Here is a 22,969-nt window from a genome sequence, read left to right on the forward strand (position 1 = left end):
GTGCACCCCGCCGACGAGCACCGCGAGCACCGCGGTCCGCGCGGCGGGGTGACCGTGCGCGGCGAGGGCGCGGTGGACGTGACGCCCGACGTCGTGGTCGCCGACCTGGCGACCGAGGCGCGCGCCGGCGACGTCGGGTCGGCGCTGTCGTCCGCGACGGCGGCGCTCGCCGCCGTCCGGGCCGCGCTGCGCACCGCGGGCGTCCCCGACGCCGATGTGCGCACCGGGACCACGTCGACGTGGACCGAGCAGGTCGAGGACCGTCTGCGCGTGGTCGCGCACCTCGGTCTCGTCGTGACGCTGCGGCACGTGCCGACGGCGGGCGACGTCGTCACCGCGGCGCTCGCGGCGGGCGGCGAGGAGGTCCGGCTGGGCGGGCTGCGACTCGTCGTGGCCGACCCGGGCCCGGCACGGGTGCAGGCCCGCGAGCTCGCGTGGCAGGACGCGCGGGCGAGCGCCGAGCACCTCGCCCACCTCGCCGGCCGCCGGCTCGGCCCCGTGCTGTGGGTGCACGAGGACGACCCGTCGGGCGGCGCCGCACCGGCGTTCGCGCGGGTCGCGGGCGCGATGCCGGTCGAGCCGGGGGAGCAGGCGGTGCGGGCCGCCCTGACCGCGCGCTGGGCCTGGGCCGACTGAGCCCCAGGTCGCCCGGGCCGCGGTTGGGGACCGGGGCGTGGAGCGGGTAACATGACCAGGTTGCCTCGGCGAGGGACGACGGACGGTCGACCTGGAAGCACCATCTCCGGGACGCCCACCGGCTCCGTGATCGACTGGGTGGTGCCTCCGCGTGCGCCCCTGCCCGTCCTGCGTCCCGCGTCGAGGCCACCGGACCGTCGTGTCCGACGCCCCCTGGGGCCACCCGTCCGCCAGCACGCCGCGCGCCAGCCATCAGGCGCCCACCGTCATCTCCGAGGAGTCCGTCGTGTCCGAGATCAAGCTCACCGCCACCGCCCGCACCGAGTTCGGCAAGGGCGCCGCCCGCCGTCTGCGCCGCGCGCACCAGATCCCCGCGGTCCTCTACGGGCACGGCACGCAGCCGGTGCACGTCGCGCTGCCGGGCCACGAGACGATGCTCGCCGTGAAGCAGGCCAACGCCCTCTTCGCCATCGAGCTCGACGGCACGACGACCCTCGCGATCACCAAGGACGTCCAGCGCGACGTCGTGCGCCAGATCATCGAGCACATCGACCTGCTCATCGTCACCAAGGGCGAGAAGGTCTCCGTCGACATCCCCGTCACGATCGTCGGCGAGTCGAAGCCCGGCACGATCCACGTCGTCGAGACCCAGACGCTCGTGCTCGAGGCCGACGCCACGCAGCTGCCCACCGAGGTCCAGGTCTCGATCGACGGCCTCGACGCGGGCGACTCCGTCACCGCCGGTCAGATCACGCTGCCCGAGGGCTCGACGCTCGTCACCGAGCCCGACCACGTGGTCGTCATGATCAGCATCCCGCAGGGCGCGGTCGACGCCGACGCCGAGGCCGCCGCGGCCGCCGAGGCCTGATCCGCCCCTCGCACGACCCCGACGCCCGGTACCGTCCCCACGGTGCCGGGCGTCGTCGTGAGCACACCCGCAACCCGACGGAGGATCGATGAGCGACGGACCCTGGCTGGTCGTCGGGCTCGGCAACCCCGGCCCGCAGTACGCCGGCAACCGGCACAACGTCGGCCAGATGGTGCTCGACGAGCTCGCGCACCGGTGCGGTGTCGCGTTCGGCACCCGCGGCGGGGGGCTGCTGGGCCGGCGCCCGCAGGCCGCCACCGCCGACGCCCGGCTCGGCACCCTGCCGGGCGGCGTGCCCGGGCCCCGGGTGGTCCTGGCCAAGCCGACCACGTACATGAACGTCTCCGGCGGGCCGGTGGCCGCCCTCGCGCGCTACCACGACGTGCCGCCCGAGCGCGTGGTGCTGGTGCACGACGAGCTCGACATCCCGTTCGCGGACGTGCGCCTCAAGCGTGGCGGCGGCGAGGGCGGGCACAACGGCCTGCGCGACACGACCAAGGCGCTCGGCACCAAGGACTACGTCCGCGTCCGCGTCGGCGTCGGCCGCCCGCCCGGGCGGCAGGACCCGGCGGACTTCGTCCTCAAGGACTTCTCGACGACCGAGAAGAAGGACCTGCCCTGGCTGCTCGACCGCGCGGCCGACGCCGTGGAGGCCGTGCTGCTCGAGGGCCTCGAGGCCGCCCAGCTGCGGTTCCACACCAAGGCGTAGAGGGACCGCGGGCCCGTGACCGACCGGTCACGGGCCCGCGGCGCGTTCAGGTGCTCGGGCTCAGTCCCCGCGCGAGACCTTCACCGCGGTGCCGTCGGTGAACGTGTTCCGCGCCGCGGTCATGACCGCCATCGTGGTGCTGGGGGCGATGATCGCGCAGTTGGCGACCCGGGTGTCGCGCCCGAACACGTTGTCGGTGATGACGACGCCCTGGAACGCGCCCTTGCCCTTCTCGGCCAGGTTGACCGTGCACCCGCCGCCGTCGAGCCAGTTCTTGGTGATCCGGACGTCGGAGACGACGCCGCGGTCCTGCGTGAACTGGATGCCGCTGTTCGTGGCGTCCTCGATGGTGTTGCCGGTGATCCGGATGTTCGACCCCACCTGGATCTGGATGCTGTCGTCGTGGCTCGGGGTGCCGCCCTGCAGCGGGTCGTTCGTGTAGTGCAGGTTGTCGTGCAGCCACGAGGACTCCACGGTGACGTTGCCGCCCGTGAGGTGGAAGTGGTCGATGACGTGGTGGATGTTGCTGCGGCGGACGGTGATGTCCTGGCCGCGGAACCCGTCGATGTGCGCCGAGGGGCTCTGCGCGTACAGCTCGCTGTCCTCGACCGTGACGCTGGCGCCCGCGGACGTCGAGACCAGGGACCGCTGGATCGTCGTCGCCGTGCCGCGGACGATCGACTTGCGGATCGTCACCCCGGGCGCCGTGACCTTGACGAACCCGCGCACGTCCAGGCCCTCGACGACCTGCCCGGGCGTGCCGAGCGTGAGGTCGCCCTGGTGCACGGTCAGCTTCGTCCCGGCGGGGACGCCCGTGTTCGTCGGCCCGGGCTTGACCGCGCCGGGCGCCGGGGCGGCCGTGGGGGCGGGCGTCGGGGTGGGCGTGGGCTTCGCCGTCGGCGTGGGTGTCGCGCTCGCCGTGGGCTTCGGCGTGGCCGTCGCGGTAGGGGTCGCCGTCGGCTTCGGGCTCGCCGTCGGGGTCGGCGTGGCGGTCCGGGTGGGGGTCGGTGTGGGGGTCGCGGTGCGCGTCGGCGGTGCGACGGTCGCACCGCCCGTGCCGACGACCCAGCCGACGATCTCCGGCGTCAGGCGCACGCTCGCCGCCGACGACGTCAGCGTGATCTCGTGCTGGTCGTCGCCCACGAGCGGGATCAGCGCCTGGTTGTGCGCCGGCACGTCGGGCGACGCGACGAGGAACGACGTCTCCCGGCAGCCGTCGGAGGCCGTGGAGCCCGGGCAGGCGGCGACGGTCGTCGGCCGCCAGGCGCCCGTCGCGCGCAGCCGCACCTGCACGGCCGTCGCGTCGGTCGGCACGTCGTCGAGCGTGAGCGTCGCGCTCGCGCCGGAGCGCACGACCGTGTCGGCGAGCGTCTCGGGGGAGTCGAGCGTCTCGAGCGTCCCGCCGGTCGCCCCGGCGGCGGCGGGCACCCAGAAGCCGTCGACGTCGAGCGCGACGTCGTGCGTGCCCTGGAGGTTGAACAGCTGCAGGCGCGCACCGGGGGACAGGCGCACGACGGTCGAGGCCTGGCGGGCACGGCCGGGCAGGGGGTTCAGCGTCGACGTCGTCGCGCAGCCCGCCGCGGCCTGGTCGGCGGGGCAGACCGCGACGTACGAGGTCTCGCTGCTCGCCGCGGTCGAGGAGAGCCGGACGGCGACCGCGGTGGCACCCGCGGGCGCGCCGGGGATCGTCACGGTCGTCGCGCCGCGGCCCGTCAGCGTCGTCTCGACGGCACGCCGCGGGTCGACGGGCACGTAGAGGGAGTCCGTCGCGGCGGGCGACTGCGTGGCGTCGACGCCGTAGCCGTGCAGGTCGACGAACACGCGTGCGGCTGCGCTGGTGCGCACCACGACGGTCGGGCGGTCCTGCGACACGGGGACGGTCACCGTGGCGGACCCCGGCTCGCCCGCGGGCACGGTGAGCGCCGTCGGGCCGGAGCACGTGGCCTCGTCGGCGGGGCAGACCGTGACCGCCGTGCTCCGCGCGGTGGTCTGGCCGGTCGTCACCTGGAGCGTGGCCGTGGTGGCGCCCGCGGGGACCGACGGCAGGGTGACGGTGGCGGCGCCGCCCGCCTCGAGCGTGGTCCCGGTCAGCACCCGGGCGGGCGAGAGGGGACGGTACGCGGGGGCGGGGGTGGACGACGCGGGGGCGATCACCGCGACGACGAGCGCGACGACGAGGCCGGCGGTGGTGGCGAGCGCGGCGGCGGTCCGGCGTCCGGGGGTGCCGGACCGGTGGGCGTGGCGCGTGCGTCGCGGGCGGCGGGCTGTCGTGGCGGGTCGTCCTCGCACGGGCGGTCTCCAAGGGTGGGGGCCAGGGCGTCGAGCGGCGATCCGGAGGTGCCTGCAGGCGTCCTGCGTGTGAGCGCCACCGGGCCCGAGGAGCCCGGGTGCGTCGTGGACACGTGGGGAGGACCGGGCTCGCCGCGCTGGTTGGAGCATAGGAAGGAACACCCGTTCGGCCTATCGCCGTCGCCGTGGACGCCACCTGGACGCGCCGTTACCGGTTCGTGACCTGCGGGAAGACCCTCGTTCACCCTGTCCGCATCGTGAGACAGATCGACGGCCGGCGGTGCCGCCCGCCGCGCACGCACGAGCCCGCCCCTCACGCGAGGGGCGGGCTCGTGGTGGTGCTGCGGTGCTGCGGTCAGCCCTTGCGGACCGCGGCGACGACGCCGTCGACGAAGTAGTTGTTCGCCGTCACCGGCTTCGTCGTGGTGGGCGAGATGATCGCGCAGTTGTAGTGCTTGGTGGTGCGCCCGAAGGTGTTGTTCGTGATCGTGATGCCCTGGAACGGGCCCTTGCCCTTCTCGGCCAGGTTGACCGTGCAGCCGCCGCCGTCGAGGTAGTTCTGGTCGACCGTGACGTTGGAGACGATGCCCTGGTCCTGGGTGAACTGGATGCCCGTGTTGTAGGCGCCCTCGATCCGGTTGCCCGTGATCTTGATGTTCGTGCCCTTCTGGATCTGGATGCTGTCGTCGTGGCTCGGGGTGTTGTTCTGCGCCGGGTCGACCTCGTAGTGCAGGTTGTCGTGCAGGTAGGAGTCCTCGATGACGACGTTGTCGCCGTAGATGTGCGCCATGTCGATGACGTCGTGGACGTTGACCCGGGTGAGCGTGAAGTTCGAGCCGCGCAGGCCGTCGACCCAGGGGCCGGGGGCGGAGTTGTACAGCTCGGTGTCGACCACCTTGACCGACGCGCCGACCGTGGCGTTGGTGATGAGCGCGGTCTGCTTGGACGTCGCCGCGCCGCGGATGATCGAGTTCTTGATCGTGACGTTGGGCGCCGTCACCTTGACGAAGCCGCGGACGTCGAGGCCGCTGACGACCTGGCCGGGCGTGCTCAGCGTCAGGTTGCCCTGGTGGACCGTCAGGCGCGTACCGACCGGGGTGCCCGTGGTGAGCTCGGTCGGGCCGTACGCCTCGGCGGTGCTGGCCATGACCCCGGGGGCGACGGCCTCGGCGGGCGCGGTGCCGACCCACACGTCGGAGAACCGCGAGGTGATCGGGACGTTGGTCGCGGAGCCCGAGGTGTACGTCGACAGCGCCAGGCCGCCGGGCACCTGCAGGCCTGCGGTCGAGTCGCTCACGGCGAGGTTCCAGGCGGCGGGCTCGGCCGTGCCGACCGGCCACGCCTTGGCCTGCAGCGCGGTCGGGCTGGTGCCGGTCACCTGCAGGCGCACCTCGAGCTGGCCGCCGGGGGCCAGGCGCAGGCCGGTCGTGGTCTGGCTGGCGATCGTGGTGGTCGTGGCGCCGGCCGCGACGAGCGAGAGCCGCACGGAGCCGTCGGCCATGACCTTGGTGCGGAGCTTGTAGCCCTTCGACGCGTCGACCGCGCGGCCGGTGACGTCGAGGTCCACGCTGCCGGCGGACGGCAGCTTGTCGAGGCCGACCTGGGCCTGCACCTCCGCCTCGGAGGTGCTCGCGGCCGCCAGCTGCGCACCCAGGTGCCACCCGGCGCCGCGGACCTTCATGGCGGCGACGCCCCCGGCGACGGAGAAGTCCGTCGCCGTGCCACCGGTCGTCGTCCACGCGCCACCCGTCGTCGCGCTGCCCCAGCCGCCCGTCGTGGTGCGCCCGAACGCGTCCACGGCCACCGGCGGCAGCGCGGCGGCGGACTGGGCCTGGCTGACGTAGCCGGGCTCGGTCGCGGCCTGCGCCGGGAGGGTCAGCAGGAGGGTGGTGCCGAGCGCGGACGCGGCGGTCACGGCGAGGGCGCGGCGGGCGAACGAGGCGCTGTGGGGCGCAGCGGACATGGTCGGGCTCCTTCAGGCGGGTGGGCGCCGTCCGGACCGCGGGGGTGATCCGGCCTTGCGCCGTCGAGCCTGGGAGCGGCCCGACGAGGAGCCATTCGGCTGGAAGGAGGAGGTCGTTAACGGGACCTTCGCGGACCTGTCTGGACGAATGTCCGACAGGCGGGTGAAACGAATCGGTCAAAGCCCGCACCCCCGTTCGGGGGCACCGGCGGTGACCAGCACCGCCATTCGGGTGACTAACCGGCGTGACTCCCGGCACGTTCCAGTGCGACACGCGTTGATGTGACGAAGGTCACAGCAGAGTCGTCCCATGTGAACCGTCCGACGTGGCGTCGGGCGGCCTCCGCGTCGAACGGGAGCCGCCCGTCGAACGCCTCGCGCAGCCGCGCCGCGAGGGCCGCGGCCGCCCCGGGGGCGGTGGGGTCGACGTACGAGCACACGTCCCCGCCGGCCTCCGGGATCGCCGTCGCGTCCGAGGCCACGACGGGCGTGCCCGCCGCGAGCGCCTCCAGCACGGGGATCCCCCAGCCCTCGCCCAGCGAGGGGAAGGCCAGCACGGACGCCCGGCGGTACAGCTCCCACAGGGCGTCCTGCGGCACGTCCTGCAGGTGCACGGCCCGCGGCTCGGCCGCGAGGCGCGCGAGCGTCCGCGGGTCCTCGAAGTCGTCGCGGCCCACCACGACGAGCCGGACGTCGGGGTCGTCGACCAGCGCCAGGGCGTCCAGGGCCAGGCGCAGGTTCTTGCGCGGCTCGAGCCGGCCCACCATCAGGGCGTACCGCGTGCCCGGGGGCACGGCCGCCGGGAGGGTGCCCGTGCCGGTCGCCGCCGAGACGTCCACGCCGTTGCGCACCAGCAGCACGTCGGCCTCGGCGCGTCCGTACGCGCGGGCGATCTCGCGGCGCGAGTAGTCCGACACGGTCGCGACGGTGCCCGCACGCCGGGCCGACCACCCGACGAGCAGGCGGTTGCGCCAGCGGGTCCGCACGTCGAAGAACTCCGGGTGGGTGTGGAACAGCACGTCGTGCACCACCACGAGCTGGCGGCGCGGGTGGCGCGGCGGGCTGAAGTACTGCGTCACCAGCACGTCCAGCCGGTCGTCGCGGACCGCCGCCGGCCAGAACGCCAGGTTGCGGGCCACCGCGCCCTGCGGCGGCAGGAGACGGTGCTCGACGTTCGGCGCCGGGCCGAGCAGCGCCGCCGCCGCCACCGGGTCGCCGGTGTAGACGACGAAGGTCAGGTCCGGGGCCAGGGCGGGGGCGCGGCGGAGGATCTCCAGCACCCAGGTGCGTGAGCCCTGGAACTTGCCGTCGAGCACGTGCGCGTCGATCCCGACCCGCCCGCCCGCGGGCCCGCCGCCGCGGCCGGTCACGCCGTCACCGCCGTGCGAGCACCGCGCGGGCGGCGCACGAGCGCCCGGACCGCCCAGCCCGCGCCCTCGGCCGACCCGCGGGTCACCGCCCACACCGGGCCCCACGGGCGCAGCAGCTGGCGCCGCCCCCCGCGCAGCAGCACGGCGCGCGCATACCCCGGCGTGCGCCACAACCACCGCCGCACGTCGGCCGCGGGCAGGTGCTTGGCGGCGAAGACCAGCCGGTTGCGGGTGTTCCAGCGGTAGTAGGTCGCGGACTTCGCGCCCCCGTGCGCCGCGTCCTGCGTGCCGCCCACGTCGTGCACCGCCACCAGGTCCTGCCGCACCAGCACGGTGCCGCCGGCGGCCGTGCACCGGAACGACAGGTCGACGTCCTCCCAGTAGAGGAAGTAGTCGTCGTCGAAGCCCCCGAGCGCGTCCCACCACGCCACCGACGCCGCCAGGCACGCGCCCGACACCCAGCCGTGCGCCTGCGGCGTCCCGTCCGTGACCACGTTGCGGGTGCGGCCCGCGGCCACGTCGATCTCGCCGCCGGTGAACCACGGCCGCCCGTCGGCGCGGTCGACGCGCGGCGAGACGAGCGCGCGGGGCGTGCGTGCGACCTGCTCGGCCAGCGCGTCCAGCGTCGGGGCGTCCACGCGCGCGTCCGGGTTGACCAGGACGACGGCCGTGCACCCGAGCGCGGCCGCGCGGCGCACGCCCGCGTCGGCCGCCGCGCCGAAGCCCGGGTTCGCGTCCTGCGCGACCAGGTCCCAGCCGTGCTCCTGCGCGCACGCACGGACCGCGGCGCGCGAGCGGGCGTCCCGCAGGTTGTCCACGACCACGACCCGGTGCGGCGTCCGCAGGGCGGCGAGGTCGACGGCGGCGAGGTTCTCCCGCAGCAGCGGTGCGGAGCCGAAGCTCACGACGACGATCCCCAGCACGCTCGAACGCTATCTTGTCGAGCAGCCGGGCGACGGCCGGACCGCGGGTGAGACCGCCGACGACGAGCGAGAGGGGTGCCCGTGCCGCAGGGGACCACCGGGGCCGGGGCCCCGGCCCGCACCGTCCGCCCGAGCACCGTGCGCCTGCCGCGCGTGCGGCTCTACGAGACGGTCCGCACCGCCCACCTGGAGCGCGCCCACGAGCTGGCGCCCGCCTCGATCGTCTACCGGCGCCGGCGCTACGACTTCGACGCGGACCTCGCCGCCGGGCTCGACCTCGTCGAGGCGGGCCCCCTGCGGGCCGCCTGGGTGCTGGCCCGCTCCGACGTGCGCGAGGTCGAGGTCAACGAGCCGCTCATGGTCTCGAGCCTGCGCCGCACCGCCCTCGCGCTCGCCGCCGTCGACACGGCCGCCCGCCTGCGCCGTCGCCCGCGGCCCGTCGTCGTGACGTACGCGATCGCGAACGACGACCCGTGGCGCCCGCCCGCGCGCCCCGGGCTGCCCGGGCGCGCGCGGCGCGCGCTCGACCGGTGGCTCGTCGGGCACGTCGCCCGGCGCGTCGACCGGGTCGTGCACGGCACGCAGGCCTCCCTCGACCTGTACCGCCGGCTCACGCCCGCCCTGCTGGAGCGGGCCGCGCACACCCTCGTGCCCGCGCTGCCCGCCCCCTGCCCGTGCGGACCGCCGGCGCCCGCGGCCGGCGGGGTCCTGTTCGTCGGCGCCTTCGAGGCGCGCAAGGGCGTGCCCGAGCTCCTCGCGGCGTGGCCGTCGGTCGTCGCGCGGCGGCCCGACGCCCGGCTCACGCTCGTGGGCACCGGACCCCTGCTCGACGAGGTCCGGGCGTTCGCCGCGTCCCGCGACGAGGTCACGGTCGTCGTCGACCCGCCCCGCGAGCAGGTGCACGCCCTGCAGCGCACCCACGCCGTCGCGGTCCTGCTCTCGCAGCGCACCCGCACCTGGCGCGAGCAGGTCGGCCTGCCCGTCGTCGAGGGGCTCGCGCACGGGTGCGCCGTGGTGACGACCACCGAGGGCGGCCTCGCCGGGTGGCTCGAGGAGCACGGGCACCGCGTCCTCGACCCCGCCGCCCCCGCCGCCGACGTCGCCGCCGCCGTGGTCGCGCTCCTCGACGCCGGGCGGCCCGCCGCCGACGTCCGGGCCGACCTGCCCGCGGTCGACGGTCGCCGTGCCGCCGACGCCTGGCTGCTGCCGACCCCCTGACCTGCCCCGGCGTCGTCCGTGCCACCCGTCCACCGGGACGGGTGAACTGCACGGGCCGCGCGGGTGAAAACGGTCGAGAAGGGAGGATCTGGACATACCTCCGGCACTACGTTCATGCGCAGTTCGCTTTCGAGGGGGGTGCGTGTTCATGACGCTGACGGCCGACTCCGGTGCCGATCGGGCCGAGACGTGGGTGGAGCGGCGGCGACCGGCGCTGCACCCGCGGCGCTCGTGGGCGTCGCCGGAGCCCTTCGTCCGACGCCCCACCGAGCACAACTCGGGCGAGGACGTGCTCGGCGCGATGCCGTGGACGCGCAGCGCGAGCGGCTACCAGCGGATCACCGTCGCGATCGACGTCGTGGTCGCCCTCGCCGTCGTGGTCGCCGCGGCCGCGCTCGGCGGCGCCGGCTGGCTGACCGCGGGCCTGCTCGGCCTGCTCGCCACGGGCACGCACGTGTCCTTCGTCGCCGCCCTGCGCGGGTACGAGCGCCACAACCTCGGCGACGGGCCCGCCGAGTTCCAGGTCGTCCTGCGCTCGGCCGTCGTGGTCGCGGCCGTCCTCATGGCCGTCGCGTTCCTCACCCCCGTCCAGGTGCCGCGCGAGGCGGTCCTCGTCGGGCTGCCCGCCCTCGTGACGCTCGCGTGCGCCGGCCGCTACGTGCACCGCCGCGTGCTGCACGCCTCCCGGGCCCGGGGCCAGGCCATGATGCGCACGATCGTCGTCGGCTCCACCGTCTCCGTGCGTGACCTGGTCCGCGACCTCGGCACCGCCCCGCACCACGGCTACCTCGTCATCGGCACCTGCCTCGCGGACGTCGTCGACGACGAGGCCGCCCAGGTCCCGCTCCCCACGCTGGGAGCGCTGTCGGACATCCCGCAGGTCGTGCACGACCACGCCGTGCAGGTCGTCGTCGTCGCCGGGGACGCCCTCGGCGGGCCCGCCCTGCGCCGGCTCTCGTGGGCCCTGCGCCGCGCGGGTGCCGAGCTCGTCGTCGCGCCCGGCCTCGTCGAGGTCGCCCAGGAGCGCGTCACCGTGCACCCGACCGCCGGGCTGTCCCTGCTGCGCCTGGAGATCGAGCCGCCCCGGCGCCGCCTCATGGCCAAGGCGGTCCTCGACCGCGTGCTGGGCCTGGTCGCGCTGGTCCTGCTCTCGCCCGTCATCGCCGCCGGCGCCCTCGCGGTGCGGCTCACGTCGCCCGGGCCGGCGTTCTACACCCAGACCCGTGTCGGGGTGGACGGCCGGGAGTTCCGGATCTGGAAGCTGCGGAGCATGTACGTCGACGCGGACCGCCGCCGTGCCGAGCTGCTCGACCGCAGCGACCGCGACGGCCTGATGTTCAAGATGGCCGCCGACCCGCGCATCACGCCCGTGGGCCGGGTGCTGCGCCGGCTGTCGTTCGACGAGCTCCCGCAGTTCTGGAACGTGGTGCGCGGCGACATGTCGCTCGTCGGGCCGCGCCCGCCGCTGCGCGAGGAGGTCAGCGCCTACCACGACGCGGTGCACCAGCGGCTCAACGTCAAGCCGGGGATCACCGGTCTGTGGCAGGTCAGCGGCCGGTCGGACCTGCCGTGGGACGAGTCGATCCGCCTCGACCTGCGCTACGTCGACAACTGGTCCGTGACCATGGACCTGATGATCCTGTGGAAGACCTTCCGCGCGGTCGTCGGCGGCGCGGGGGCGTACTGAGCCCGCGCGACCGCCCCGCGCAGGGGCGCACGACGGCCCGGCCGGTGGCCGGGCCGTCGGCCTGCCCGGGCACCGTGCCCGCCGCACCCCGTCCGGCCCGCGCACGTCACCCTGGTCTTCCCGGCCGCGCGCGGGCAGGCTGGACGAGCACGACCACCAGCACGACCACGACCACGACGAGAGGACGCCGATGACGACCGCGCCGGCCCGCCCGCTGCGCATCGCGCTCATCGGCACCCGAGGGGTCCCCGCCCGCTACGGGGGCTTCGAGACCTGCGTCGAGGAGGTCGGGTCCCGCCTGGCCGACCGCGGCCACGACGTGCTCGTGTACTGCCGCACGCCCGACCCGCAGGAGCGGGTCCCCGCCTACCGCGGCATGCGCCTGGTGCACCTACCCGCGCTGCGCCGCCGCTCGCTCGAGACCCTCAGCCACACCACGCTGTCCGTGGGCCACCAGCTGCGCCGGCCGGCGGACGCCGCGGTCCTGTTCAACGCCGCGAACGCGCCCCTGCTGCCCGTGCTGCGCGCCCGCCGCGTGCCCGTGGCCACGCACGTCGACGGCCTCGAGTGGCGCCGGGCCAAGTGGGGCGGCACCGGCAGGCGCTACTACCGTGCCGCCGAGGGGCTCGCCGTGCGCTGGTCCGACGCCCTCATCGCCGACGCCCAGGGCATCGCCGACTACTACACGGCCGAGTTCGACGCGCCCACCGAGCTGATCGCCTACGGTGCGCCCGTGCTCGACGGCGCGGGGGCGGGACGCGTCGCGGAGCTGGGCCTCCAGCGGCACGGGTACCACCTCGTCGTCGCCCGGTTCGAGCCGGAGAACCACGTGGAGCAGATCGTCGAGGGGTACCGGCGCTCGTCCGCGACCCTCCCGCTCGTGGTGGTCGGCTCCGCGCCGTACGCGGACGAGTACACCCGCCGCGTGCAGGCCGCCGCCGACGACCGCGTGCGCCTGCTCGGCGGCGTCTGGGACGCGGAGCTGCTCGACGAGCTCTACGCGAACGCCCTCACCTACCTGCACGGGCACAGCGTCGGCGGCACCAACCCGTCGCTGCTGCGGGCCATCGGGGCCTCCGCCCCGACCGTCGCCTTCGACGTCGGGTTCAACCGCGAGGTGCTCGGCGCCGCCGGCCGCTGGTTCGCCACGCCCGACGACGTCGCGCGCGAGGTCGCCGCCGCCGAGGCCGACCCCGCGGCGGCCGTCGCCCGCGGGCAGGCGCTGCGCCGACGGGCCGACGACTACGACTGGGACGACGTCACCGACCGCTACGAGGACCTGTGCCGCCGCCTGGCCGCGGGGCAGGCGCGCGGCCGGCGGCGCCCGAGCGGCCGGCGTCGCCCCGCACCGGCCGACGCCGACCGCCCCGCGACCGCAGGGACGCAGCGGTGACCCCGCCCGCCCCGACCCCCGAGCCGACCCGTCGGCCGACCCCCCAGGAGGACCCGCCCGTGACCGCCACCGCCGTCCGGCCCGACGAGACGTTCGCGCAGACCCTGCAGCGCCTCGGCGGCGTGCAGAAGGGCGCCAAGGGCGCCCCCGCGTACTCGCGCTTCGTCAACCGGCGTGCCGGGCGGGTGCTCGCGGCGTGGGCGTACCGGGCCGGCCTGACGCCCAACCAGGTGACGCTCGTCAGCGCCGCGTGGACGTTCTCCGCGATCGCGCTGCTCGCCCTCGCGCCGCCGGCCTGGTGGACCGGCGTGCTCGTGGCCGTGCTGCTGCTGGTCGGGTACGCGTTCGACTCCGCCGACGGCCAGGTCGCCCGGCTGCGCGGCGGCGGCAGCATCGCGGGGGAGTGGCTCGACCACGTCATCGACGCCGTGAAGGTGTCGAGCCTGCACCTGGCGCTGCTCGTCGGGCTGTTCCGGGCCGACGTCGTGGCCGACGTGTGGCTGCTCGTGCCCCTGGCCTACTCGGCCGTGTGGTCCGTGCTGTTCTTCACCATGATCCTCAACGACCAGCTGCGCCGTCAGGCCGGGCAGACGATGCGCGCCACGGCCGACGGGTCGCGCCCGTCGGTGCTGCGCTCCCTCGTCGTCGCCCCGACCGACTACGGCGTGCTCTGCCTGGCCTTCCTGCTCTACGGCGCCACCCTGCCCTTCCTCGTCGTCTACGGCCTGCTGGGCCTGGCGACCGCGGGCTACCTCGCCCTGGCCATGGGCTCCTGGTTCCGCGAGATGCGCGGACTGCGCCGCCCGACCGGCCAGGCGCTCGGCGGCGAGCAGTGACCGGCGAGGTCGGGCCGGTCCGGCCCCCGGGCGGCGAGCTCGTCGCCCGCCCGCCGCAGACCCCCGACGACCGTCGACGCCGCGTCCTCGTGGTCGCCGCCGGCGCCGTGGCCGCGCTCGCGGTCGGTGCGACGGCGTGGGCGGTCGTCGCCGGCGGTGGCGACGTCGCCGCCACCGCGAGCCCCACGGCCACCGCGCCCGTCACGTCGGGCCCGACGGCGACCGCCGGGCCCGACGCGTCCGGCGAGCCCGTGCCCGACCCCACGACGCCCGCGCCCGGGGAGCCGGGCGGCGGGGCGACCGACGACCCCGACCCCGAGCAGGGGTTCGACCCGACCACCGAGGACGCGGTCGCGCTCGACGCGACCGCCACGTTCGACAGCGGCGTCACGGCGCGGCTCGGGGCCGTCGAGGCCGTCGAGGGCGAGGCGCAGGGACCCGGCGAGGTCGCCGGCCCCGCCGTGCGCGTGACCGTCGAGGTCACCAACGGCACCGACGAGCCGCTGGACCTCGGCACGAGCGTCGTCAACGTCTACGGCGGTACCGACCGGGTGCCCGGCGAGCCGCTCAGCGGCCCCGGCGTCGACGTGCTGGCCGGGGAGCTCGCCCCGGGCGAGACCGCCACCGCCACGTACGTCTTCGCGCTCGACGCCGGTCTGCGCGACCCGCTGCAGGTCACCGTCAGCCACGACCCGACCGTGACCACGGTGCTCTTCGAGGGGGCGGGCCCGGGCGCCTGAGCGTCCCCTGGACGCCCGCCCAGAGATCACCCGTTCGGACAGGTGTTTCACCCGACCTGTCCGGTTTTGCCGGGCTTTGTGCTCGTACGCTCGAACGGTCCTACCGTCCGAGCGCCCGGGGTGCAGCATGTCCGTCCGTCGAGTCCACGCCCGTCCGTGGTGGTCCCGCGCGATCGCCGCGCTGACCGCCTCCGTCGTCGTCGCCACCGGGATGGTGGCCGTCGGTGCGACCGGCGCGGCGGCCGACACGGCGCCACCCGCCGGGCAGCCGGCCACCGTCACGGCCGACTCCCTGCCGACCGTGCAGCACAACGGCGTGGTCTGGCAGCAGACGCTCACCGGGAACACCGTCTACGCCGGCGGCGAGTTCACGAGGGCCCGTCCCGCCGGTGCGGCGGCCGGCACCAACGAGGTCGTCCGCAACAACCTCCTGCGGTTCGACGTGCGGACCGGGGTGCTCGACAGCAGCTGGGCGCCGAACCCGAACGCCCAGGTGCGGGCCGTCGTGAAGTCCCCCGACGGGTCGCGCGTGTACATCGGCGGCAACTTCACCACCGTCGCCGGCCAGAACCGCTACCGCATCGCCGCCTTCGACGCCGCGACCGGCAACCTCGTCACCAGCTTCAACGCCGGGACGAACGGCCAGGTCCGCGCCATCGCGGCCACCAACACCACCGTCTACGTGGGCGGGATCTTCACGCAGGCCGGCAGCTCGCCGCGCACGCGCCTCGCGGCGTTCAACGCCGCGAACGGCGCCCTGCTGCCGTGGAACCCGACCGTCGACGACGGCTCGGTCAGCGCCCTGACGGTCTCGCCCGACGGCGCGACGGTGATCGTCGGCGGCAACTTCCTCTCCTTCAACGGCAGCACCGCCGCCCCCGACGGGCTGGCCCGCGTCGACGCGGTGACCGGTGCCGCGCTGCCGTTCCCGGCCACCTCGCAGATCCGCAACGGCGGCACGGCGGGCTCGATCCTCAACCTGTCCGGCGACGCCGACAACATGTACGGCGTCGGGTACACCTTCGGCCGCGGCGGCGGCACGCTCGAAGGCGTCTTCGCCGCCGACTGGGACACCGGTGCGATCACCTGGGTGGCGGACTGCCACGGCGACACCTACGCCGTGCACCCCCAGGGCGACGTCGTCTACTCGGCGAGCCACGCCCACTACTGCGGCAACATCGGGGGCACTCCGCAGTTCGACGAGTGGCAGTTCTACCGTGCCAACGCCCTCACCAAGGCCGCGACGCAGACGGCCGGGCGCGAGCACCTCGGGTACACGAACTTCGAGGGCACGCCCGCCCCGACCGTCCTCAACTGGTACCCGGACCTCGACACCGGCCTGTACACGGGGCAGAACCAGGGGCCCTGGGCCGTCACGGGCGACAGCCGCTACATCGTCATGGGCGGCGAGTTCCTCAACGTCAACCTCCGCCGCCAGCAGGGCCTGGCCCGGTTCGCGGTCGCCGACATCGCGCCCCGCGACGCGGGCCCGCGCTTCACCGCCGCGGACTTCACGCCGACGGCGCGGTCCGTGGGCGCCGGGGCTGTCCGCGTGTCGTGGACCGCGAACGCCGACTTCGACAACCAGGACCTCACCTACACGGTGCTGCGCAACGGCAGCCCGGTGTGGTCCGGCGTCAAGCAGTCCGTCGTGTGGAAGCGGCCCGAGCAGGGGCACACCGACACCGGCCTGACCGCGGGTGCGACGTACACCTACGCCGTCCGGGTCACCGACCCCGACGGCAACGCGGTGACCAGCCCGTCGGTCCAGGTCACCGCCGACGGCACCGGAACCCTCAGCCCGTACGCGCTCGCGGTCATGGCGGACGGCGCGTCGCACTACTGGCGGTTCGGCGAGACGTCCGGCAACGCCCGCGACTCCGCGGGGACGAACGACGCCTCCGTCGGCACGGCCGTCACCCGCGGCACCGCCGGCGCGATCACCGGCGACGCCACCGGCGCCTACACCCTCGGCGGCACCAACGGCCGTGTGGTCGCGCCCGCCCGCCAGCAGAACATGAACGAGCTGAGCGTCGAGGCGTGGGTCCGCACCACGTCCACCGCCGGTGGCTGGATCGCCGGCTTCGGCAACAGCGCGAGCCTGACCGGGACGAGCAGCACCCGTGACCGCCAGCTCTACGTCGACAGCGCCGGACGCGTCCAGTTCGGGGCCAGCCCGGGGCAGAACCGCACCGTGCGCTCGCCGGGGCGCGTCAACGACGGCCAGTGGCACCACGTGGTCGGCACGATGAGCACGGCGGGCATGCGCCTGTACGTCGACGGCGAGCTCGTCGCGTCGCGGGCCGACAACGCGTCGGGCCGCAACATGAGCGGGTTCTGGCGCATCGGCGGCGACAGCCTCAGCGGCTGGCCCAACCAGCCGGCGTCGGGCAACCTCAGCGGTGCGGTCGACGAGGTGGCCGTCTACCCGTTCGCGCTCACGGCCGCCAAGGTCTCGTCCCACCACGTGCTCGGGACCACGGGCACGCTCGGCGCGCAGGCACCCGTCGCGTCCTTCGAGGCGGTGGCCACGGGGCTCGAGGTCGCGCTCGACGCGTCCGCGTCGTCGGACGCCGACGGCACGGTCGAGTCCTACGCGTGGGACCTCGGGGACGGCCGCACGGCCACCGGCCGGACGTTCCGCCACACCTACGCCGCTGCCGGGACGTACACGGTGACGCTCACGGTCACCGACGACGACGGTGACACGGACGAGACCGCCCGGCAGGTCACCGTGACCGCGCCGCCGCCCAACCAGTCGCCCGCGGCGCAGGTCGCGGCGACCACGGCGGGGCTGCGCGTGGACGTGGACGGCTCGGGCTCCACCGACCCCGACGGGACGGTCGAGGCGTACGCGTGGACGTTCGGCGACGGCGGCACCGCCACCGGGCCGACCGCGTCGCACACCTACGCGGCAGCCGGCACGTACACCGTCACGCTGACCGTGACCGACGACGACGGCGCGACGGCCACGGCCGAGCGGCAGGTCACCGTCACGGCACCCCCGGCGGACGAGCCGTTCGCGGCCGACGCGTTCACCAGGACCGTGACCGGCGGCTGGGGCGCCGCCGACGTCGGCGGCAGCTGGGCACTGGCGGGCGGCGCCGCGAACTTCTCGGTCGGGTCCGGCTCGGGCGCGATGCGCGTCACCGGGGCAGGGTTCCGGCTCACCTCGTCGCTGCCGGTGCAGCAGACGAGCGCGGACGTGCGCGTCGACGTCGCCATGGACGTCATGCCGTCGGGCGCGGGGACGGACCTCGAGGTGGCCGGTCGCACGGTGACGGCCTCCGACGGGTACCGGGCCCGGCTGAAGATGCTGCCGACGGGCGTCGTCCGGGCGTCGGTCATCGGCACCTCGGCCGGCACCACCACCACGGTGGCGCAGGTGAACGTGCCCGGCGTCACCTACACGGCCGGGCAGGCGCTCTCGGTGCGGCTCCAGGTGGACGGGACGGCCCCGACCCAGCTGCGGCTGAAGGTGTGGCCCGCGGGCACCGCCGAGCCGGCGGCGTGGACGGTGCAGGGCACCAGCAGCACGGCGGCGCTCCAGGTCGCCGGCGGCGTGGGCCTGTCGGTGTACACCTCGTCGTCCACCACCACGCTGCCGCAGACGGTGCGGTGGAGCGGGGTGCGGGCCACGGCCGTCCAGCCCTGACGTCCCCGGCGCGCCCCACGGCGGACGTGCTCCGTTTCACCCGGATGCCTGTCCAGTTCACCCGGTTTGGACCGGGTTCATGGGGATCTGGGCCCATACGATCGGTGCGCGCGGCACCCCCGCCCGCGCACCGATCACGAGGTGGCCTCATGCGTGCTCCCCGCGGACTCTCCCGCACGATCTCGGCCCTCGTCGCCACCGCGCTCGTCGCGGCGGCGACGGCTGTCGCGGCACCGGCCGCCGTCGCCGACACCCGGCCGGCCGAGGGCGTCACGCAGACCGCCGCGGCGGACTCCCTGCCGACCGTGCAGATCGACGGGGTCGCGTGGCAGCAGGCGATCGCGGGGTCGCGGGTGTTCGCGGGCGGCGACTTCGCGAACGCCCGGCCGGCGGGTGCGAAGGTCGGCACCGAGAACGTGGCGCGGGCGAACCTGCTGGCGTACGACCTCGAGACCGGGGTGCTCGACGCGTCGTGGGCCCCGAACCCGAACGCGCAGGTCCGGGCGGTCGCGGCATCGCCCGACGGCAGCCGCGTCTACGTCGGCGGCAACTTCACGTCGATCGCCGGCGAGGCCCGCTACCGCATCGCCGCGTTCGACGCGGCCACCGGGGCGCTGCTGTCCTCGTTCGCGCCGGGCGTCGACGCCCAGGTGCGCGCGATCGTCGCGACGGACACGACGGTGTACGTGGGCGGTGTCTTCACCAACGCCGGCGGTGAGGCACGCAACCGGGTCGCGGCGTTCGACGCGGCCACGGGCGCGGTCCTGCCGTGGGCGCCGGAGGTCGCCGACGGGTCGGTGAGCGCGCTGACCGTCTCGCCCGACGGCACCCAGGTGCTCCTCGGGGGGAGCTTCACCGCCGTCAACGGCTCCAACAACCCCGGCTACGGCCTGGCGCGTGTCGACGCGACCACCGGCGCGTCCCTCCCGCTGCCGATCAACGGGCTCGTCCGCAACGGCTCGACGCAGGCGTCGATCACGAGCCTGTCGACCGACGGCGACAGCTTCTACGTCACCGGCTACGTGTTCGGCAGCACGGGCAACCTCGAGGGTGCCGCCCGCGGCAGCTGGTCGACCGGTGCGCTCGTGTGGGTCGAGGACTGCCACGGCGACACGTACGCGGCCTGGCCGCAGGGCGACGCCCTGTACGTCGCCGGCCACCCGCACTACTGCGGCAACGTCGGCGGCTTCCCGCAGACGGAGCCGCAGTGGACCTTCTACCGTGCCCTGGCGTTCTCCAAGGAGGCCACGGGCACGGTCACCAAGGACCCGCACGGGTACTTCAACTGGGAGGGCAACCCCGCGCCGACGCTGCTGAACTGGTACCCCGAGATCAACTCGGGCTCGTACACCGGGCAGGGGCAGGGGCCGTGGACCGTCACCGGTGACGACGAGTACCTGCTCTACGGCGGCGAGTTCACGATCGTCAACAACAAGGGGCAGCAGGGCCTGGCCCGCTTCGCCCGCACCGAGACCGCGCCCAACAAGCAGGGCCCGCGCCTGGCCTCGGACACGTGGCCGCTGACGGGTGTCTCGTACCAGGCGGGGACCGTGCGGCTCAGCTGGGGCGCCAACTACGACCGGGACAACGAGGACCTCACCTACACCGTCACCCGCAACGGCACGGTCGTGCACACCGAGGTCGCGTCGTCGGTGGTCTGGGACCGTCCGGCGATGCGCTTCCTCGACACCGGGCTGACCCCGGGCCAGACGTACACGTACCGGGTCCGGGCGACCGACCCCTTCGGCAACACGGCGATCACCAACCAGGTCACCGTCACCGTGACCGACGGGGACATCTCCGCCTACAGCCAGGACGTGCTCGAGGACGGCGCGGTGCACTACTGGCCGCTCGGCGAGGAGTCCGGCACGACGGCCTACGACTGGGCCGGCCCCGCCGACCTGACCACGGGCGCCGGCGTGACCCGGGGCACCGCGGGGGCGATCGGCGACGACGCGGGCGCGACCTTCGGCGGCACGTCCACCGGCCTGGCGTCGACGGCCCTGGCCGAGCAGGCGAGCGACTCGCTCTCCGTCGAGGCCTGGGTCCGCACGACCTCCACCCGCGGCGGCAAGATCGTCGGGTTCGGCTCGGCGTCCACCGGCACCTCGACCAGCTACGACCGGCACGTGTACATGGACAACGCCGGGCGGATCACGTTCGGCGTGTACCCGGGCGCGGTGCGCTCGCTGACCACCACGACCGCCTACAACGACGGTGAGTGGCACCACGTCGTCGCGACGCTCGGCGCGAGCGGCATGCGTCTGTACGTCGACGGCCGACGCGTGGGCCAGCGGACCGACACCGTGTCCGGCCAGTCCTACACCGGGTACTGGCGGGTCGGCGGGGACAGCGTCAGCGGCTGGCCCAACGCCCCGACCAGCGGCTACCTCGCCGGCTCGATCGACGACGTCGCCGTCTACCCGGCGCCGCTGACGGCCGCCCAGGTGAGCAGCCACTGGACGGCGTCCGGGCGGACCTCCACCGTGACGCCCGCGCCGGCCGACGCGTACGGCGCCGCCGTGCACGCCGCCGACCCCGACCTGTACTGGCGCCTGTCGGAGACGTCGGGCACCGTCGCGGCCGACTCCGGTCCGAACGGCGTCGCCGGCACGTACCGCGGCGTCTACACCCGCGGCGAGGAGGGTGCTCTCGTCGGCGTCACCGACACCGCGGCGCGCAGCGCCGGGCTCACGGGCACCACCGTGTCGAGCGTGCAGTCGTTCACCAACCCGACGACGTACTCCGAGGAGCTCTGGTTCCGCACGACCACGACCGCGGGCGGCAAGCTCATCGGCTTCGCCAGCACCGCGTCGGGCACCTCCGGCAGCCACGACCGCCACGTGTACATGGAGACGAACGGCCGCCTCACCTTCGGGGTGTGGACGGGGACGGCGAGCACGATCACGTCGCCGTCCGCGTACAACGACGGCGCGTGGCACCACATGGTCGCCACGCAGGGTCCCGACGGCATGCGCCTGTACGTCGACGGCGTGCTCGTCGGCACCCACCCGCAGACCGCCGCGCAGAACTACACCGGGTACTGGCGGATCTTCGGCGACACGACGTGGGGCCCGCAGCCCTGGTTCGCGGGCACGATCGACGAGGTCGCGGTCTACTCCACGGTGCTCGACCCGGCCACGGTGGCCCTGCACCACGCGCTCGGCACGACCGGCGCGCCGCCGAACGTGGCGCCGGTGGCGCACGCGGCCGTCACCGCGACGGACCTCACGGTCGAGGTCGACGGGTCCGGCTCGACCGACGAGGACGGGACCGTCGCGACCTACGCCTGGGACTTCGGGGACGGCAGCACCGGTGAGGGCGCGACCGCGTCGCACACCTACGCCGAGGCCGGCACCTACGCGGTCCGCCTCACGGTCACCGACGACGGCGGGGCCAGCGCGGTCGCGACCGAGCAGGTGACGGTCGTGGCGCCGAACCAGCTGCCGACCGCTGACTTCACGGCGACGGCGGACGGCCTCGGCCTCACGGTCGACGGCTCCGCCTCGGCGGACCCGGACGGCACGCTCGCCACGTACGCGTGGGACTTCGGCGACGGCAGCACCGGCGAGGGCGCGACGGCCGCGCACACCTACGCGGCGGGCGGCACGTACACCGTGACGCTCACGGTGACCGACGACCGGGGCGGCAGCGCCACGGCCGAGCGCACGGTCACGGCCGTGGCCCCGAACGTGGAGCCGACCGCCGCCTTCGAGGCGACGGCCACCGGGCTGGACGTTTCCGTCGACGCGGCCGGCTCGGCCGACCCGGACGGCGACCTGGTCACGTACGCGTGGGAGTTCGGCGACGGCAGCACCGGTGAGGGCGCGACCGCGACGCACACCTACGCGACCGACGGCACGTACACGGTCACGCTCACCGTGACCGACGACCGCGGCGCGACCGCGTCCGCCACCGCCGACGTCACGGTCGTGACCCCGCCGGCAGACACGCCGTTCGCCGAGGACACCTTCGACCGGTCGACGACCGGCGGATGGGGCGAGACGGCGACCGGCGGTGCGTGGACGGTCTCCGGCGGGGCGGCGAACTTCTCCGTCGCGGACGGTGCTGGCGCGGTGCGGGTCACGGGGGCCGGCTTCCGGCTCTCGTCGTTCCTGCCCGTCTCGTCGACCAGCACCGACCTGACCGCCGGCGTCACGCTCGACGCGATGCCGTCGGGCGCGGGGACGGACGTCGAGCTCGTCGGCCGGTCCACGTCGGCCACGGAGGGGTACCGGCTGCGCCTGAAGATGCTCGCCACGGGCGTCGTCCGGGCGTCGCTGATCTCGACGACCGGCACCACCACGACCACGCTGACGCAGGTCAACGTGCCGGGGATCACCTACGCGGCGGGCGAGGAGCTGCGGGTCCGCCTGCAGGTCGACGGGAGCGGCACCACCGCGCTGCGCGCCAAGGTCTGGCGCGCGGGCACGGAGGAGCCGGCGGCCTGGACGCTCTCCTCGACGAGCACGGCGGCGGCGCTCCAGGGCGCCGGCGGGGTGGGCGTCTCGGTCTACACGTCCGCGTCCAGCACCGTGCTGCCGCTCACGGTGCGGTGGAGCGACCTGACGGCCCGCCCGGTCGTGCCATGATCGGCGGCACGCCCCCGGACGGCACGCCTCCGGGCGGGACGCGGCGAGCACGGGGGGCAGGGCAGCGGTGACCGAGGACGTGACCGACGC

At 75.2% G+C, this 22,969-nt stretch carries 14 protein-coding genes; 10 read left to right on the top strand and 4 right to left on the bottom strand.

Annotated features, from left to right (window positions below; genetic code table 11):
* From BKA21_RS15035 to pth, 3 genes are all read left to right on the top strand, one after another.
* Nucleotides 1-636 (top strand): SIMPL domain-containing protein, encoded by a 636-nt coding sequence (locus BKA21_RS15035; RefSeq protein ID WP_140459783.1) that lies wholly within the window; start codon nt 1-3, stop codon nt 634-636.
* Between the two features lie 286 nt (nt 637-922).
* Entirely contained in the window at nt 923-1,504 is a 582-nt protein-coding gene (locus BKA21_RS15040; RefSeq protein ID WP_140459956.1) for a 50S ribosomal protein L25/general stress protein Ctc, read from the top strand.
* Nucleotides 1,505-1,592: 88 nt separating this feature from the next.
* Complete coding sequence (gene pth / locus BKA21_RS15045; RefSeq protein ID WP_140459784.1) at nt 1,593-2,213, top strand: aminoacyl-tRNA hydrolase; 621 nt, start codon at nt 1,593-1,595, stop codon at nt 2,211-2,213.
* Between the two features lie 60 nt (nt 2,214-2,273).
* On the opposite strand, the gene BKA21_RS15050 is transcribed toward pth, so the two are convergent.
* The 4 genes from BKA21_RS15050 to BKA21_RS15065 form a co-directional block, all read right to left on the bottom strand.
* The gene (locus tag BKA21_RS15050; protein ID WP_140459785.1) at nt 2,274-4,502 is read right to left on the bottom strand and encodes a right-handed parallel beta-helix repeat-containing protein; all 2,229 of its coding nucleotides are present in this window, start codon (nt 4,500-4,502) and stop codon (nt 2,274-2,276) included.
* A gap of 355 nt (nt 4,503-4,857) precedes the next feature.
* Nucleotides 4,858-6,465, bottom strand: a complete 1,608-nt coding sequence (locus tag BKA21_RS15055; RefSeq protein WP_140459786.1) for a right-handed parallel beta-helix repeat-containing protein — start codon at nt 6,463-6,465, stop codon at nt 4,858-4,860.
* Nucleotides 6,466-6,701: 236 nt separating this feature from the next.
* A complete protein-coding gene (locus tag BKA21_RS15060) occupies nt 6,702-7,835 on the bottom strand; it encodes a glycosyltransferase family 4 protein (RefSeq protein WP_170209063.1) in 1,134 nt (377 codons plus the stop codon).
* Entirely contained in the window at nt 7,832-8,758 is a 927-nt protein-coding gene (locus tag BKA21_RS15065) for a glycosyltransferase family 2 protein (protein WP_140459788.1), read from the bottom strand. Before BKA21_RS15065 ends, BKA21_RS15060 begins: the two co-directional genes overlap by 4 nt.
* Before the next feature lie 81 nt (nt 8,759-8,839).
* On the opposite strand from BKA21_RS15065, the gene BKA21_RS15070 reads away from it, so the two are divergent.
* From BKA21_RS15070 to BKA21_RS15100, 7 genes are all read left to right on the top strand, one after another.
* Nucleotides 8,840-9,976, top strand: coding sequence for a glycosyltransferase (locus BKA21_RS15070; RefSeq protein WP_239073000.1), 1,137 nt, complete (start codon nt 8,840-8,842; stop codon nt 9,974-9,976).
* A gap of 148 nt (nt 9,977-10,124) precedes the next feature.
* Complete coding sequence (locus BKA21_RS15075; RefSeq protein ID WP_140459789.1) at nt 10,125-11,663, top strand: sugar transferase; 1,539 nt, start codon at nt 10,125-10,127, stop codon at nt 11,661-11,663.
* A 190-nt stretch (nt 11,664-11,853) separates the two neighbouring features.
* Nucleotides 11,854-13,056, top strand: coding sequence for a DUF1972 domain-containing protein (locus BKA21_RS15080; protein WP_140459790.1), 1,203 nt, complete (start codon nt 11,854-11,856; stop codon nt 13,054-13,056).
* A gap of 59 nt (nt 13,057-13,115) precedes the next feature.
* Nucleotides 13,116-13,892, top strand: a complete 777-nt coding sequence (locus BKA21_RS15085; protein ID WP_140459958.1) for a CDP-alcohol phosphatidyltransferase family protein — start codon at nt 13,116-13,118, stop codon at nt 13,890-13,892.
* A complete protein-coding gene (locus BKA21_RS15090) occupies nt 13,889-14,632 on the top strand; it encodes a DUF4352 domain-containing protein (RefSeq protein ID WP_140459791.1) in 744 nt (247 codons plus the stop codon). The genes BKA21_RS15085 and BKA21_RS15090 overlap by 4 nt, the downstream gene beginning before the upstream one ends.
* A 127-nt stretch (nt 14,633-14,759) precedes the next feature.
* Nucleotides 14,760-18,287: a PKD domain-containing protein gene (locus tag BKA21_RS15095; RefSeq protein ID WP_170209064.1), complete on the top strand. Its 3,528-nt coding sequence runs from the start codon at nt 14,760-14,762 to the stop codon at nt 18,285-18,287.
* 149 nt (nt 18,288-18,436) lie between these two features.
* On the top strand, nt 18,437-22,879 hold the full coding sequence (locus BKA21_RS15100; RefSeq protein ID WP_140459792.1) for a PKD domain-containing protein: 4,443 nt from the start codon (nt 18,437-18,439) through the stop codon (nt 22,877-22,879).
* Nucleotides 22,880-22,969: the final 90 nt, after the last annotated feature.

The sequence above is a fragment of the Cellulomonas oligotrophica genome, from assembly GCF_013409875.1.
Classification (GTDB): Bacteria; Actinomycetota; Actinomycetes; order Actinomycetales; family Cellulomonadaceae; genus Cellulomonas; species Cellulomonas oligotrophica.

Bases quoted from the DNA above. Each gene is read 5' to 3' on its own strand.
- BKA21_RS15080 (WP_140459790.1), top strand. From the start codon at position 11,854: ATGACGACCGCGCCGGCCCGCCCGCTGCGCATCGCGCTCATCGGCACC.
- pth (WP_140459784.1), top strand. From the start codon at position 1,593: ATGAGCGACGGACCCTGGCTGGTCGTCGGGCTCGGCAACCCCGGCCCG.
- BKA21_RS15095 (WP_170209064.1), top strand. From the start codon at position 14,760: ATGTCCGTCCGTCGAGTCCACGCCCGTCCGTGGTGGTCCCGCGCGATC.
- BKA21_RS15100 (WP_140459792.1), top strand. From the start codon at position 18,437: ATGCGTGCTCCCCGCGGACTCTCCCGCACGATCTCGGCCCTCGTCGCC.
- BKA21_RS15075 (WP_140459789.1), top strand. From the start codon at position 10,125: ATGACGCTGACGGCCGACTCCGGTGCCGATCGGGCCGAGACGTGGGTG.
- BKA21_RS15055 (WP_140459786.1), bottom strand. From the start codon at position 6,465: ATGTCCGCTGCGCCCCACAGCGCCTCGTTCGCCCGCCGCGCCCTCGCC.